The 15,644-nt window shown below is 66.4% G+C and carries 11 protein-coding genes; 2 read left to right on the top strand and 9 right to left on the bottom strand.

The genetic code is table 11. The features are described 5' to 3' along the window. Nucleotides 1–2: 2 nt before the first annotated feature. Nucleotides 3–824, bottom strand: a complete 822-nt coding sequence (gene panB, locus G568_RS0101900) for a 3-methyl-2-oxobutanoate hydroxymethyltransferase (RefSeq protein WP_026756459.1) — start codon at nt 822–824, stop codon at nt 3–5. Beyond that, nucleotides 821–1,669, bottom strand: a complete 849-nt coding sequence (gene panC, locus G568_RS0101895; protein ID WP_026756458.1) for a pantoate--beta-alanine ligase — start codon at nt 1,667–1,669, stop codon at nt 821–823. Before panC ends, panB begins: the two co-directional genes overlap by 4 nt. A 176-nt stretch (nt 1,670–1,845) precedes the next feature. On the opposite strand from panC, the gene G568_RS0101890 reads away from it, so the two are divergent. Continuing rightward, nucleotides 1,846–4,350, top strand: a complete 2,505-nt coding sequence (locus G568_RS0101890) for a GcvT family protein (protein ID WP_026756457.1) — start codon at nt 1,846–1,848, stop codon at nt 4,348–4,350. 310 nt (nt 4,351–4,660) lie between these two features. Here G568_RS0101890 and nadC read toward each other — a convergent pair whose 3' ends face one another. Genes nadC through G568_RS17980 form a run of 4 tightly spaced genes read right to left on the bottom strand, consistent with a single transcriptional unit; the run spans nt 4,661 to nt 9,615 of the window. Then, the gene (gene nadC, locus G568_RS0101885; RefSeq protein WP_026756456.1) at nt 4,661–5,518 is read right to left on the bottom strand and encodes a carboxylating nicotinate-nucleotide diphosphorylase; all 858 of its coding nucleotides are present in this window, start codon (nt 5,516–5,518) and stop codon (nt 4,661–4,663) included. Then, the gene (locus G568_RS0101880; protein WP_245582855.1) at nt 5,515–7,101 is read right to left on the bottom strand and encodes an L-aspartate oxidase; all 1,587 of its coding nucleotides are present in this window, start codon (nt 7,099–7,101) and stop codon (nt 5,515–5,517) included. The genes nadC and G568_RS0101880 overlap by 4 nt, the downstream gene beginning before the upstream one ends. 11 nt (nt 7,102–7,112) lie before the next feature. Continuing rightward, nucleotides 7,113–8,165 carry a quinolinate synthase NadA gene (gene nadA, locus G568_RS0101875; protein ID WP_026756454.1) on the bottom strand — a complete coding sequence of 351 codons (1,053 nt, stop codon included), beginning with the start codon at nt 8,163–8,165 and terminating at the stop codon, nt 7,113–7,115. A gap of 40 nt (nt 8,166–8,205) precedes the next feature. Continuing rightward, entirely contained in the window at nt 8,206–9,615 is a 1,410-nt protein-coding gene (locus tag G568_RS17980) for an FAD-binding oxidoreductase (protein WP_051202576.1), read from the bottom strand. 161 nt (nt 9,616–9,776) lie between these two features. Here G568_RS17980 and G568_RS0101865 point away from each other — a divergent pair, with 161 nt between their 5' ends. Beyond that, nucleotides 9,777–11,399: a chloride channel protein gene (locus G568_RS0101865; protein WP_245582861.1), complete on the top strand. Its 1,623-nt coding sequence runs from the start codon at nt 9,777–9,779 to the stop codon at nt 11,397–11,399. 95 nt (nt 11,400–11,494) lie between these two features. Here G568_RS0101865 and G568_RS0101860 read toward each other — a convergent pair whose 3' ends face one another. Genes G568_RS0101860 through cobT form a run of 3 tightly spaced genes read right to left on the bottom strand, consistent with a single transcriptional unit; the run spans nt 11,495 to nt 15,562 of the window. Continuing rightward, nucleotides 11,495–11,839: a DUF427 domain-containing protein gene (locus tag G568_RS0101860; RefSeq protein WP_026756452.1), complete on the bottom strand. Its 345-nt coding sequence runs from the start codon at nt 11,837–11,839 to the stop codon at nt 11,495–11,497. A gap of 49 nt (nt 11,840–11,888) precedes the next feature. Further along, nucleotides 11,889–13,691: an aminopeptidase P family protein gene (locus G568_RS0101855; RefSeq protein ID WP_026756451.1), complete on the bottom strand. Its 1,803-nt coding sequence runs from the start codon at nt 13,689–13,691 to the stop codon at nt 11,889–11,891. Then, nucleotides 13,691–15,562, bottom strand: coding sequence for a cobaltochelatase subunit CobT (cobT, locus tag G568_RS0101850; RefSeq protein WP_026756450.1), 1,872 nt, complete (start codon nt 15,560–15,562; stop codon nt 13,691–13,693). The genes G568_RS0101855 and cobT overlap by 1 nt, the downstream gene beginning before the upstream one ends. Nucleotides 15,563–15,644 lie beyond the last annotated feature (82 nt).

The following is a 15,644-nucleotide window of genomic DNA, read 5'->3' as shown; positions in this document are numbered from 1 at the left end:
CGTCAGCCCGATTTGCCTCCATAGGTATGCTCGGCCGCCGGGAAGCTGCGGGCGCGGACCTCACGGGCGTAGTCCGATACGGCGCGGTCGATCTGCTCGCCCAGCGTGCCATAGGTCTTGACGAATTTCGGGGTCCAGTCGTTCAGCCCCAGCATATCCTCCAGCACCAGGATCTGCCCGTCGCAGCGGGCGCTGGCGCCGATGCCGATCGTGGGGATCGTTAGCTGCTGCGTGATGCGTGCGGCCAGCGGCTCGACCATCCCTTCGAGCACCACCGCGAACGCCCCCGCGTCGGCCACGGCCTGCGCGTCGCGTTCATGCGCGGGCCAGCTCTCCTCGTCGCGGCCTTGGGTGCGGAACCCGCCCATTGTGTGGCTGGATTGCGGGGTCAGGCCGATATGCGCCATCACCGGGATGCCCCGCTCGGCCAGAAAGCGGATCGTCGGCGCCATGCGCGCCCCGCCTTCCAGCTTGACCGCGCCGCAGCCGGATTCGGCCATCAGGCGCGCGGCGTTGTTGAACGCTTGCTCGGGGCTTTGCTCGTAGCTGCCAAAGGGCATGTCCACCACCACCAGCGCGCGCTGCGCCCCGCGCATCACGGATTGCCCGTGCAGGATCATCATGTCCATGGTCACGCCAAGGGTGCTGTCCATGCCGTGAATGACCATGCCGAGGCTGTCGCCCACAAGGATCACGTCGGCGTGCCGGTCCACGATGGCGGCGGTATGGGCGTGATAGGCGGTCAGCGCGACGATCGGCTCGCCGCCCTTGCGCGCGGTGATCTGGGGCACCGTGGTGCGGCGAATGTCGGCATGGCGGCTCATGGTGTCATCACTTTCTGATCTATCAGGAGGACCTCGCCAAACTGCGCGGCGACCATCACCGCGACGGGGCCGGTGACGGGGCCCTCAAGCGCCTCAAGAGTGTCGGGGTGTACTAGGTCCAGCCCGGCCAATGCGGCGCGCGGCTCTTGCGCGATGGTGGTTTCGATCGCGCTGCGCAGTGCGGCTACGGTTGCGCATTCCTGCTGCATCCGGGTCTGACCGGCCTCCAGCGCGCGGTGCAGGACGGGCGCGGCGGCGCGGTCTTCGGGGGTCAGGCGCACGTTGCGCGACGACAGGGCGAGGCCATCCGCCTCGCGCACGGTGGGGGCACCAACGATGCGCACGGGCACATGCAGGTCGCGGACCATGCGGCGGATCACCTGCAACTGCTGGAAATCCTTTTCGCCGAACACGGCCAGATCGGGCTGCACGATATTGAACAGGCGTGTGACGACGGTGCTTACGCCGCGAAAATGCCCCGGCCGCACCGCGCCGTGCAGGGTGTTGGCCATGCGGGTGGTTTCCACGATTGTCTCGTCGCCTGGGGGATAGACGGTATCGGTTTCCGGCATAAACACCACATCGACGCCGGCCCCTTCCAGAAGGGCAAGATCGCGCGCCTCGTCGCGCGGGTAGCTGGCGAGGTCCGCGGCCTGCCCGAATTGCGAGGGGTTGACGAAGATCGACACCGCGACGGCATCGCAATCCGCCTGCGCCCGCGCGATCAGCGACATGTGCCCGTCATGCAAAAAACCCATCGTCGGAACAAAGCCGATGCTGCACCCATCGCGGCGCAGGGCGGCGATCGCGGTGCGGCAGTCCGCTATGTCACGGCAGACGATCATCAAAGGGTCCCCTGATTGTGGCGTGGGCGGTGTTCTAGCCGCGGCGCTGCGGTGCAGCAAGGTTTTTCCCCGCCGCTACGTCGCTTTCGCGTGATGTTGTGTCGGCTCAGCCCTGAGAAATTTGCCGCTTTCGTTAGAGATAAGGGCAACACATGGCCAAGGGAGTCGGTTGCGCAATGAAAACCCATGTCAAAGCTTTGGTGGTCGGTGGCGGCGCCATCGGCACCTCGATCGCCTATCACCTGGCCCGTGCGGGCTGGAGTGATGTGATGCTGCTGGAACGCGACGAGCTGACCTCGGGATCGACCTGGCACGCGGCCGGGCTTTTGCCGCTGTTCAACATGAGCTACGCGGTCACGCATATTCACCAGTACTCCGTCGATTTCTACAAGACGCTGGAGGAGGAAACCGGCCTCAACGCAGGGTTCTCGGTGGTGGGCAACCTGCGGATGGCGCAGAGCGACGCGCGCATGGATGAATACATGCTTTATGCCGCGACGGCCGAAACCTGCGGCGTTCATTACGAGTGGATGAGCCCCGCGCAGATCAAGGAGCGCTGGCCGCTGGTCAATACCGATGACCTGAAAGGCGCGATCTATCACCCCGAGGATGGCTACATAAACCCGGCCGATGTGACCATGGCGATGGCCAAGGGCGCCCGTCAGCGCGGCGTCACGATCGAGCGCAAGTGGCAGGCCGACGCCTATGAATGGACCGGCAGCGAATGGCGCGTGACCCTGACCAAGATGGTCGAGAAGGGCGGCAACCTTGTGCCGTCGGACGAGCAGACGGTCGTCACCGCCGAGCATGTCGTCACCGCCACCGGCAACCATGCGCAGCGCACCGCGCGCCTGCTGGGCATCAAGATGCCCGCGATCCCGGTCGAGCATCAGTTCATCGTGACCGAGCCCGATCCGGCGCTGGTGGCCTACCGCAAGGAGGGCGGCGCCGAACATCCGGTGCTGCGCGACGCCGACGCCAAGTGGTACGTGCGTGAAGAGCGCGGCGGCTGGATCCTCGGCCCGTATGAGCGGGGCGCGCCCGCGCGGTTCCCCTACGGTGTGCCGGACAGCTTCCGCGCCGATCTGTTCCCCCTCGACCTGGAGCGGATCGAGGAAGAATACATGTCGATGATCCACCGCATCCCCTCGACCGAGGAGGTGGGCCTGAAGGACGATTTCAACGGTCCGATCTGCTATACCCCCGACGGTAATCCGCTGGTCGGTCCGGCGCCGGGGCTGCGCAACATGTGGCTGGCAGAGGGGTTCAGCTTTGGCATCACCGCGGCGGGCGGCGCCGGGTATTACCTGGCGCAGATGATGGTCGATGGCGAGGCCGAGATCGACATGGCCAGCCTTGATCCCAAGCGGTTTGGCGCCTGGATGACAACCGAATACGCCTGCCGCAAGAACGAGGAGGCGTATGAGCACGTCTATATCCTGCATCACCCCGACGAGGAGCGCCGGGCCTGCCGGCCGCTGCGCACCGCGCCCAGCTATGACAGGTTGAAAGCGCGCGGCGCGCAGTTCGGCGTCGTGAACGGGTTCGAACGGCCCAACTATTTCGGCCCGCTGGATGCGCCTGCCGAGTTCGACCACAACGCGCGCAGCTTCCGCCGGGGTGATTGGTGGCAATACGCCGAGGCCGAGGCCAGGGCGATCCGCGAGGGCGTGGGCATGATCGACGCCAGCGCCTTTACCAAGCACCGTGTGAGTGGGCCGGGCGCCACGGCGTTCCTTGACTGGTTCACCTGCAACAAATTGCCCAAGGTGGGTCGCATCAACCTGACCTATGCGCTGACGGAGCAGGGCACCACGCGCACCGAATACACCATCGTTCGGTTGGGCGAGGACGAGTATTACCTCGTCTCGTCGGGGGCGCTGACTGATTACGACGGCGATTTCCTGCGCAAGGCGGCGGCGGATAAGGCCGGCGAATTCGGCTATATCGCGGTGCAGGACGTGACCACGCAATACGGCGTTTTCGCCGTGGCCGGCCCCAAGTCGCGCGATTTGCTGCGCGCGGTGATCAAGGACGCCGACCCCGATACCGCGCTTTCCAACAAGCGCTTTCCGTGGCTGAGCGCGCGGCAGATCGAGCTGGGCATGTGCCCGGTCAACGCGGTGCGCGTCGCCTATACCGGCGAGCTGGGCTGGGAATTGCATCACCCGATCGAGATGCAGAACTACCTCTTTGACCTGCTGGAGAAGGCCGGCGAGGAATATGGCCTCAAGCTGGTGGGAGCGCGTGCGCAGAACTGGCTGCGGCAGGAGAAATCCTATCGCGCGTTCGGCCATGAGCTGGGCCGCGACGCGACCCCTCTGGAGGCGGATTTGCCGCGCTTCGTGGATATGTCCAAGGAGTTCCAGGGCAAATCCGCGATGGAGGCGCTTGGCGTGCGCTCCAAGTGCTGCACCCTGCTGGTGGACGGACCCGAGGATGCCGATCCCTGGGGGCACGAGGCGATCTACGATCAGGACGGCACCCGCGTCGGGCGCCTGACGTCCGGCGGCTTTTCCGTGGCGTTCGGGAAATCCATCGGCATGGGCTATGTCTCGCCAGAGATGGCCGAGCCGGGCACGAAATTGCAGGTCAGGATGTTTGATCAGCTATGGCCGGCGGAGGTGGCGGTCGATAGCCCCTATGACCCCAAGAACGAGACCATCCGCAAGGATGGGTGATCATGGGGCGCGCTGACCTTTGGGTGGCGCGCCCAATCGGTTGACTTGCGGATACTTTGCGACGCTTCGATATAGTGCCCTGCGCGGGATCAAGGCGTGGTACGCGCCGCCGCGCAGCGCCCGACCGCCCCCGTCGCACCAGAGGTGCGCCGTTTATCCTCGGCACGCCTTCGGCGTGACGGGCGGGCGCTTTTGCGGGCGTATCAAATGATTGATAGCGAGGAGGTATTTGGCTGGCATAAAGCGAGATCCACAAGCGTTGCTGCGCCCACCCCGCGGTCGGGCACTGCGCGGCTCATCGGCAGGTCCGCTAAAAATCCAGCCCCAGGTCCAGTGTGCCGGCGGAATGCGTCAGCGCGCCGGACGAGATGTAATCGACGCCGGTCGCGGCGACCTCGGCGATGCGCTCCAGCGTCATGGTGCCCGATGCCTCGGTCACCAACTGGCCCTTTGCCATCGCCACCGCGCGGATCAGGGTGTCCGTGTCCATGTTATCCAGCAGCACCACGTCGGCGCCGCCGACCCTGAGCACCTCGTCAAGCTGATCGAGGCTATCCACCTCGATCTCGACACGGATCATGTGCGACCGCGCGGCCTTGGTCGCCTCCAGAACCGGGCGGATGCCACCGGCGGCGGCGATGTGGTTGTCCTTGATCAGGATCGCGTCGGACAGGTTGAAGCGGTGGTTGAACCCACCGCCATGCAGCACCGCCTGTTTTTCCAGAACGCGCAGGCCCGGCGTTGTCTTGCGGGTGCAGGTGATGCGCGCGCAGGTGCCCGCCGTGTGCTCGACGAATTGCGCGGTCAGCGTGGCGATTCCCGACAGACGCCCGGCCATGTTGAGGGCTACCCGCTCGGCCGACAGGATCGAGGCGGCGCTGCCCGATATCGTCATCAGCGTATCACCCGGGGCGCAGGGATTGCCGTCGCCCAAGACGGTTTCCACGTCCAGCATGGAATCGATCATGCAAAACGCCATGCGCGCCGCCTGCATCCCCGAGACGCGGCCCGCGGCGCGCGCGTTCAGCCGCGCGGTATAGCGCGTGGCGGCGGGGATAACGGTGCGTGTGGTCACATCGCCCGACGTGCCCAGATCCTCCATCAGCGCGTTGCGCAGGATCGGCTCAAGGATCAGGTCGGGTAGCGGGGGCAGGGCGGGTTTGGTCATTGGCTCTCCTCGACGGCGCGGGCACGCAGCGCCAGCGCCTCTTGCAGGGTCATGTGGCTGCGATGCGCGAGGGCCGGATCAGCGTGCGGGAAATCCTCGCGCCAATGTCCGCCCCGCGATTCCCGGCGCACCAGCGCCGAGGCGGTTATGATCGTGGCGGTGGCCGTCATGTTCAACAGCGTCGCGCAGGTGGGCTGCTGCGCCTCGATCGCGGCGATGCGCTGCAACGCCTGCATCAGGCCGCTTTCGGTGCGGGTCACGCCGACATGGGCGGTCATGGTGCGGCGCAGCTCTGCCACGAGGGCCGGGTCGGGCAGCTCGCCGCCGGGCGCAAAGCTGATGGCGAGGGGGGCGGCGCCGGGCGCATCACCCGCTGGTGCCGGGCGGGTGTCGCAGATGTCTTGCGCGGCGGTGCGGGCGTAGACCAGCGCCTCAAGCAACCCGTTGGAGGCAAGGCGGTTCGCCCCGTGCAGGCCCGTTGCGCTGGCCTCGCCGCAGACCCAAAGGCCATCCAGAGAGGCGCGCCCGCGTGCGTCCGTGTCGATCCCGCCCATGTGGTAATGCGCGGCGGCGGAGACCGGGATCGGGTCAACCTCCGGGTCGATCCCGGCGCGCGCGCAGGCCGAGGCGACGGCGGGGAACTGCGTCTTGATCCGCGCGCCCAGGGCCGCCCGCGTATCCAGCATGGGCCGGTTGCCCGCCTGCGCCTGGGCGAATATCGCGCGGGCCACAACGTCGCGCGGGGCCAGTTCGGCATCGGGGTGCGCGTCCAGCATGAACCGCGTGCCATGCCGGTTGACCAGGATCGCGCCCTCGCCGCGCAGGGCCTCGGTGGCCAAGGGGGCGGGGTCTTCGCCAGTGTCGATGGCGGTCGGGTGAAACTGCACGAACTCGGCGTCCGATATCATCGCGCCCGCGCGCGCGGCCATGCCGATAACCTGCCCGCGCACGCGCGGCGGGTTTGTCGTCAGGGCATATAGCCCGGCGGACCCGCCCCCCGCCAACAGCACCGCCGGCGCGCGGATGCAGATCTCTTCCGAGCCGCCATCCGCCGAGGACTGCACGCGCACCCCGGTCACGGCGCCGCCGGAGGCCTCAAGCGTGGTGGCCATCGCGCCCTCGATCACCTGGATCGACGGGGTCGCGCGGACCGTGTCGATCAGCGTGCGCATGATCTGGTGCCCGGCCTGATCGCCCTGCACGCGCACGACGCGCGCCATGCTGTGCGCGGCTTCGCGCGACAGCACGTAATGCCCTTCGGCGTCGCGATCGAACGGGGTGCCAAGGGCGCTGAGCCCAGCGATGTGATCGGCGGCGGCGGCGGTGACGCGCGCGGCCACGTCCGGGTCAACCGTGCCCGCCCCGGCCCGCACGGTATCGCGGGCATGCGCGGCGGGGCTATCGGGGGCCTCGATCGCGGCGGCGACACCGCCTTGCGCCCAGGCCGAGCTGGCCCCGGTTCCCAGTGTCTCGGGCGAGATCATCAGCACCGGACGCGGCGCAAGGCTGAGCGCGGCGTATAGCCCGCCCAGACCGGCGCCCACGATGACGATGCGGTCGGTTTGGATGACGACGCTGTCCAAGTGCCCTGCCGTTACGCGTTTTCAGCGGCGGCGCTGAGGTCGATCATGCGCTGGACCGACGCCCGTGCCTTTTCCGCGACGGCCGGATCGACGGTCACTTCCTGCGTCATGGTGTGCAGCGAATAGAGAACCTTCTCCAGCGTGATTTTTTTCATGAACGGGCACATGTTGCAGGATTTGGTGAACTCGACCTCGGGCAATTCGTCGGCGATGTTGGACGCCATCGAGCATTCGGTCACCAGTAGCGTCTTGGCGGGCTTGTTGCGCTTGACCCAGTTTATCATCGCGCTGGTCGAGCCGGTGAAATCCGCCTCGGCGACCACGTCGGGGGTGCATTCGGGGTGGGCGACGATCCTGATCTCGGGATCGTTTTCGCGGTAGGCGCGGATTTCCTCGGCGGTGTACATCTCGTGCACGATGCACGAGCCGGCCCAGTAGACGATCTTCTTGCTGGATTGCTTGGCCACGTTTTGCGCGAGGTACTGATCGGGCGTCATGATGACGGTGTCGCTATCCATCGCCTCGACGATCTGGAGTGCGTTGGACGAGGTACAGCACACGTCCGACGCCGCTTTCACCTCGGCGGTGGTGTTGACGTAACTGACCACGGGCGCGCCGGGGAATTTGGCGCGCATGTCCTCGATCCCGGCGGCGGTGATGCTTTCGGCCAGCGAACAGCCCGCTTCCATGTCCGGGATCAGAACGGTCTTTTGCGGGTTCAGGATTTTCGACGTCTCAGCCATGAAATGCACGCCGCATTGCACGATCACGTCCTGCTCGACCTCGGTCGCGCGGATCGCCAGTTGCAGGCTGTCGCCCATGAAGTCCGCGATGCCGTGGTAAATCTCGGGCGTCATGTAGTTATGCGCCAGGATCACCGCTCCGCGCTCTTTCTTGAGCTTGTTGATGGCGATGACATACGGGGCAAACATGGCCCAGTCCGCCGGCGTTACCACCCGCGACATGCGCGCATAGATATCGCGCGTATCTTCCGCCAGGTCGACGGAAGGGGCAAGGTCGTAATGTTCCGCCAGGACGGAACCGATAGGGGTCACATCAAGCACCGAAACGCTCTCCTGTAGTTGGCGTTTGCCCACTATGTATTCACTTCGCTGACAAACTTCCAGCCTCAATGGCATTCGTGCCCGATGGCACCATCTTGCCGGGGTTCATGATGCCGGCCGGGTCCAGCGCCGCCTTCAGCGCGCCCATCACCGACCACGCGGCGCCGTGTTCGGCCTCCATGTAGTCCAGTTTGCCTATGCCGATGCCATGCTCGCCGGTGGCGGTGCCGCCCATCTCCAGCGCGCGTTCGACCATGCGCGCGGACAGCTCCTTGGCCGCTTTGGCCTGCTCGGCGTCGGCGTCGTCGAACAGCAGGATGCAGTGGAAATTGCCGTCGCCCACATGGCCAAGGATCGGGCCGGTGATCGGCGAGGCGTCGATATCGGCGCGGGTTTGCTCAACCGCGTCGGCCAGCCGCGAGATGGGCACGCAGATATCGGTCACCACCGCGCGCGCGCCGGGGCGCGAGGCCAAGATCGCCCAATGCGCATGGTGGCGCATGGTCCACAGCGCGGTGCGCTCTTCCGGGCGTTCGGCCCATTCAAAGCCTTGCGCGCCATTCTCGCGGGCGATCTCGCCAAAGGTTTCGGCCTGCTCGCGCACGCCCGTCTCCGAGCCGTGGAATTCCACCATCAGGTGCGGGCATTCCGGCAGGTCGCTGCCCTTGTAGGCGTTGAAGGCGGCGGCGGTCGCGGCATCGACAAATTCGATCCGCGCCATGCCGATGCCCATCTGGATGGTCTCGATCACCGTTTGCACCGCGTCGCCGATCTGATCAAAGGCGCAGACCGCGGCGGTAACCGCCTCGGGCTGGCCATGCAGGCGCAAGGTCAGCTCGGTGATCAGGCCGAGCGTGCCCTCGGCGCCGACGAACAGCGATGTCAGGTCATAGCCCGCCGATGATTTACGCGCGCGCGTGCCGGTGCGGATCACGCGGCCATCGGATAGCGCCACTTCAAGCGCCATCACGTTGTCGCGCATCGTGCCGTAGCGCACCGCCGTTGTGCCGCTGGCCCGGGTCGAGGCCATGCCGCCCAACGTGGCATTCGCCCCCGGATCGACCGGAAAGAACAGCCCCGTTGCGCGCAACTGCGCGTTCAGGTCTTCGCGCGTGACGCCCGGTTGCACCACCGCGTCCATGTCCGCCTGGTTGACCTCGAGCACGCGGTTCATCAGCCGGAAATCGACGCTGACGCCCCCGCCAAAGGCCTGCGCCTGTCCCTCAAGGGACGTGCCCGCGCCCCAGCCGATGACCGGGCAGCCATGCGTGGCGCATATCCGCAGGATGCCCGCCACCTCCTGCGCGTCCTCGGGGTAGGCCACCGCATCGGGCGGCGACAGCGGAAAGTAGGATTCGGAGCCACCGTGTTGCTCCAGATCGGGCTTGGACCGGCTCAAACGTTGGCCTAAGAAGGTCTCAAGTTCGGCAACTGCTTTTGCGACGCTCATTTTTCTTCCTGGGCTAAGGTATTTGCCGCGTACCCTAGGCCAAGCGGGCGGGCCGTAAAAGGGGCATGAATGCAGCCCGGGAATGTGGATAGGAAATGGCGCAGCCGGACCCACCCTTGATACGGCAACTCGTGGCCCAGGCCGGACAGGCGGCGCGGGACATGTGGCACCTGTTGCGTCACCGCGGGCCAAGCCAGTTTCAATTCTGGCTGATCGCGCTGGCGATCGGCATTGGCGCGGGCGTGGCCGCCCTGCTGTTTCGCAAGGGGATCACGGCGTTGCAATCATCCCTTTACGGGACCGATGACACCACCCACCTGCACAGCTTTGCCGAAACGCTGCCATGGATCTGGATCGTGGCAATCCCGGTGGCTGGCGGGTTGGTCGTCGGGGCGATCTTGCACCATTTCACGCCCGACGGGCGGGTGCGCTCGGTTGCCGACGTGATCGAGGGGGCGGCGATTCATGATGGCCGTATCGAGATGCGCGAGGGCGTGGCCAGCGCGTTCGCCTCGCTGGTGACGCTGTCCACTGGCGGCTCTTCGGGGCGGGAGGGGCCGGTCGTGCACATGGCTGGCGTGATCGCGTCATGGGTTAGCAACAAGATCAACGCCAACGGCATCACCGGGCGCGATTTGCTGGGCTGCGCGGTGGCGGCGGCGGTCTCGGCCAGCTTCAACGCGCCGATCGCGGGGGCGCTTTTCGCGCTTGAGGTGGTGCTGCGCCACTTCGCGCTGCATGCCTTCGCGCCCATCGTGATCGCCAGCGTGGCCGGCACGGTGATCACGCGGCTTGCCTTTGGCGACGTGACCGAATTCACGCTGCCCGATTCCAGTGCGCTGGAATTCTATGTCGAATTGCCCGCGTTTCTTCTGCTGGGACTGGTGTGCGGGCTGGTGGCGACGGTGCTGATGCGGGCGATTTTCGTGGCCGAGCGTGTTGGTAATAACCTCCAGATAGGCCTGCATGTGCCGCGCTGGCTGCGACCGGCGGTGTCGGGGCTGTTTCTGGGCGTGATTGCGACGCAATTCCCCCACATCATCGGCGTGGGGTATGAGACGACCTCGGCGGCGCTGACCGGGCAGCTTGTCCTGCACGAGGCGGTGGTTTTTGCGGTGCTGAAAACCGTTGCCGTGGCGATCACCTTTGGCGGGCGCATGGGGGGCGGGGTTTTCTCGCCCTCGCTGATGGTGGGGGCGCTGACCGGGCTTGCCTTCGGGCTGATCGCGACGGGGCTTGCGCCCTCGGTGTCGGGCTCGGCCACGCTTTATGCGTTGGCGGGGATGGGGGCGGTTGCGGCGGCGGTTCTGGGCGCGCCGATCTCGACGACCCTTATCGTGTTCGAGATGACCGGCGACTGGCAGACCGGGCTGGCGGTGATGGTGGCGGTGTCGCTTTCCACCGCGCTCAGCTCGCGCCTGGTGGATCGCTCGTTCTTCCTGACGCAGCTCGAAGAGCGCAACCTGCACTTGGCCGCCGGGCCACAGACCTACCTGTTGGCGATGTTCCGATGCACCGGCGTGATGCGCGCACCGGACGCGCCGGGCGCGGCACCCGAGGCAGCCTGCTGGGACATGATCGAGGCGGGCACATACTTGGATGCCGGCGCCACGCTTGAGGCGGCGCTGCCGGTGTTCGAGCGTAGCGGCGCCGAGTTTATCCCCGTTGTGCGGCTTGGCGGAAAAGAGGATGCGCCCGAGTTGCTGGGCGCGCTGTTCCATGTCGATGCGCTCAAGGCGTACAACCGGGCCCTGGCCGCGACGGCGGCGGAAGAGCACAGCTAGTCACCGCCGCAGGGCAAAAGGGGGCACGCGGTGATCTGGCCTGTTGCTGTCGTTGATCAAGCCGCGCATCGCCGTGCGGCTACGCCGGACGCGTTTCAGACCTTCTCGACGGTTACGAAATCGGAGGGTTGGAATGCAAGATATCCCTTGATACGCGCCACGCCTTCCTCTGGGGTCTCGTAGGACCACACGACGTTATCCAATGTCCGGCTCTTGGTCACGATCGAGAAATAGCTGGCATCGCCCTTGTGGGGGCAATGCGTGCGGTGATCGGTCTCGTCCAGAAAGGCCATGGCGATATCGTCGCGTGGAAAGTAGATCACCGGCGGATAGCCATCCTCGCACAGCTCCAGCGCATCACGGCTCTCGCCCAGAACCGCGCCGCCGGCCCGCACGACCCAGGTGCCCTCCGCTTTCGTGACCGTGATCTTTCCTGCCATGATGCCCTCCACCCGTCTGATCCTCCGATTTTCGTATGACAGAGTGATGTCACACCAGCGCAGTCGCGTCCAGCATCCACGCGCGGGCGGCGTCCGACAGAAGCGGCGACAGAACCTCGCGGCACTGGGCGTGATAGGCGTTCAGCCACGCGCGCTCATCTTCAGTCAGCATCTCGGGCACGATCAGGCGGCGGTCGATCGGGACAAAGGTCAGCGTCTCGAAATCGAGCATATCGCGCGCGTCGCCGCCTTGCGGGCGCTCGGCCTCGCGCACGGTGATCAGGTTCTCGATACGGATGCCAAAGGCGCCCTCGCGGTAGTATCCCGGCTCGTTCGACAGGATCATCCCGGGCTGTAGCGGCAGGTCGGACACGCGGCTGATCCGTTGTGGTCCTTCGTGCACGCACAGGTATGCGCCTACGCCGTGGCCGGTGCCGTGATCGTAATCCTGCCCCGCCATCCACAGGGGCGCGCGCGCGACGGCGTCGATATGCGCCCCCGCAGCCCCCTTGGGAAAGCGCAGCCGCGACAGGGCGATCATGCTGCGCAGGACGCGGGTGAAACAGGCGCGCGGCTCGTCCCCCGGTTGCCCAACGGGCAGGGTGCGGGTGATGTCGGTGGTCCCGTCCAGGTACTGACCGCCGCTATCGAGCACTACCAGATCGCCGTCGCGCAGCGTGCGGTTGCTGCTGCGGGTGACGCGGTAATGCATCACGGCGCCGTTTGGGCCGCTGCCGGAGATGGTTTCAAAGCTGATGTCGCGCAGCGCGCCGGTGTCGCGGCGAAACCCTTCGAGGGCGGTGACAAGGTCGATCTCGGTCAATTGCGCCGCATCCTGGTTGTCGTACCAGCACAGGAACTCGACCACCGCCGCCCCGTCGCGCACATGCGCGGCGCGCGCGCCGGCGATTTCGGCCGGGTTCTTGCATGCCTTGGGCAGGGCGCAGGGATCGCGGGCCTCGGTCGCGGGCACGCCGGCCTCTTGCAACTGGTTGGCGACATCCACGGGGCAGCTGGCCGGGTCGATCCGCACCGGCCCTTGCAGGCTGCGCAGGGCGGCGCCGAACGCGGTTTCGGGACGCAACGTCACGTCGCCGCCCAGGTGGGCACGCAGGGCATCGTCGCACTTGGCCGGATCGGTGAACAGCGACAACTGGCCGCTGTCGTGCAGGATCGCAAAGCCGTGCGGCACCGGGTTGCGGGGGATATCACTGCCCCGGATGTTGAGAAGCCACGCGATGGAATCGGGCAATGTGATGACCGCCGCGCGCTGTCCCTTGTTGCGCAGGCTGGCGGCAAGGCGGGTGCGCTTGTCGCTATGTGTCTCGCCTGCCATGTCCTCGGGGTAGGGGGTGATTGCGCCTTGGGGCGGGGGCGGCTGATCGGGCCATATTCCGTCCACCAGGCCGGGGGCCGCCCTGAGCGTGATGCCCGAGCCGGATAGCCCCTCTTCGAGCTTGCGCACCTGCTCTACCGTGTGAAGCCAGGGATCGAAGCCAACGACACAGCCATCGGGCAGTGCGGCGCGCAGCCAGTCATGCAGCGCCGTCTCGGGCCACGGCACCGGCGTGAAGTGATCCAGCGCGACCTGGTTCTTGACCTGCGTGCGATAGCGCCCGTCGATGAACACCCCCGCCGCATCGTGCAACACCGCGCAGAACCCGGCCGACCCGGTGAACCCGGTCAGCCACGCCAGCCGGTCATCATGGGGCGCGACGTATTCCCCCTGGTGGGCATCGGCGCGCGGCACCAGGTAGCCAGCCAACCCGTCATGGCGCATCACCGCGCGCAGCGCCTCCAGGCGCGGGGGGCCTTGTTCGGGATGGGCGGTGTCGTCGAATGTCTGGAACATCATCGCGCCCTGTTGATGCCCAGCAACCGCGCCTTTGCGCGCGGGTCGCTGTCGAACAGGCCGGCCAGTTGCTCGGTCATCGCGCCGGCCAGCTGATCCACGTCGGTGATGGTCACCGCGTGCTGGTAATAGCGCGTCACGTCGTGGCCGATACCGATCGCGATCAGCTCGACCATCTTGCGCCGTTCGACCAGGTCGATCACGTCGCGCAAGTGTTTCTCAAGGTAGTTCGCCGGGTTCACCGACAGGGTCGAATCGTCCACCGGCGCGCCGTCCGAGATCACCATAAGAACCTTGCGCGCCTCGGGCCGGGAAACCATGCGCCGATGCGCCCATTCCAGCGCCTCGCCGTCGATGTTTTCCTTGAGCAGCCCCTCTTTCATCATCAGGCCAAGGTTGTCGCGCGTGCGGCGCCACGGGGCGTCCGCGCTTTTGTAGATGATGTGCCGCAGATCGTTCAGGCGCCCCGGCGTCGCCGGGCGCCCTTCGGCCAGCCATTTCTCGCGCGCAAGGCCGCCCTTCCACGCGCGGGTGGTAAAGCCGAGGATCTCGACCTTCACGTCGCACCGCTCCAGCGTGCGGGCCAGGACATCTGCGCAGATCGCCGCGATCGAAATCGGCCGCCCGCGCATCGAGCCGGAATTGTCCAGCAGCAGCGTCACGACCGTGTCCTTGAACTCGGTATCCTGCTCGACCTTGAAGCTGAGCGGCGTTGTCGGGTTCGCCACCACCCGCGCCAGGCGCCCGGCGTCCAGAATGCCCTCTTCCATGTCGAACTGCCAACTGCGGTTCTGCTGTGCCTGAAGGCGGCGCTGCAGCTTGTTGGCCAGCCGCCCGACCGCGCCCTTGAGCGGGTCAAGCTGCTGGTCGAGATAAGCGCGCAGCCGCTCCAGCTCGATCGGCTCGGCCAAATCCTCGGCGCGGATCTGCTCGTCATGGCTGTTGTCGAACACCCGGTAATCGGGGTCCGCCTCGGAGGCGGGCGGCGGCGGGGGCGGCTCCATCGGGGCGTCGCCTTCGGGAAGCTCGGCCTCTTCCTCCATCTCCTCCTCGGCCATGTCGTCGGCGCTGACTTGCGCTTGCGCGGCGTCCTGCTGCTCTTCCTGGCTTTGTTCGGGGGTGGCCTCGTTCTCTTCCTCGGTGTCGTCCTGGCCGGTGCTGTCGGGCTCTTCCTGATCCTCGGCGCTGTCGTCGGCGTCGTCTTCCTGATCCTCGGGCTGATCGGGGTCTTCGCCCAACTGGTCGCCATAGCCGAGATCCTCGATGATCCGGCGGGCAAAGCGGGCGAATTCGGCCTGGTCCGACAGCTTGTCCTGCAACTGCTCAAGGGTGGCGCCGGCTTCCTGCTCGATGAAACCGCGCCACTGCTCCATCGCGTTTGCCGCCGCCGGGGGCAATTCGCGCCCCGTGGCCAGGTGCCGGATCAAGTAGCCCGCCGCTGTTGAGAGCGGCACATCTGCGCTCTGCGTGACCTGATCATATCCCAGGCGCTGCGCTTCGCTGCCGATCTTGGCGTCGATGTTGCCGGCGGTGCCGGGCATGTCGCGCGCGCCCATGGCCTCGCAGCGGGCGGTTTCCATCGCGGTATAGAGATCGCGCGCCATGTCACCCGGCGGGGTATAGCGCGCGGCGATCCCCTCGTCGTGGTAGCGGCGATACATCGCAAGCGCATCGGCGGTCCCACGCGCCTGCAACACCTCGTCTCGGCTCATCCGGCGGCTGATCTGCGGCAGGCGCATCGCCTCGCCCGACAGGCCGGCCGGATCGACCGAATAACTCACCGTCAGGTCCGGGTCGTGCGACATCACCTTGGTCGCTTCGGCCAGGGCCTTCTTGAACGGATCGGCAGGGTTGTCGGAGGATTTAGTCATGGTCATAACTTTGATCAACGGCTACTTCCGCAAGTTTGCTACAGACTTTGAGATCGCTTTCCCGCAAATCGCCAGCCCGCCA

The organism is Sediminimonas qiaohouensis DSM 21189 (assembly GCF_000423645.1).
Classification (GTDB): Bacteria; Pseudomonadota; Alphaproteobacteria; order Rhodobacterales; family Rhodobacteraceae; genus Sediminimonas; species Sediminimonas qiaohouensis.
The sequence above is the reverse complement of the archived record's forward strand: the minus strand, read 5'-3'. Positions and strand labels throughout refer to the sequence as shown.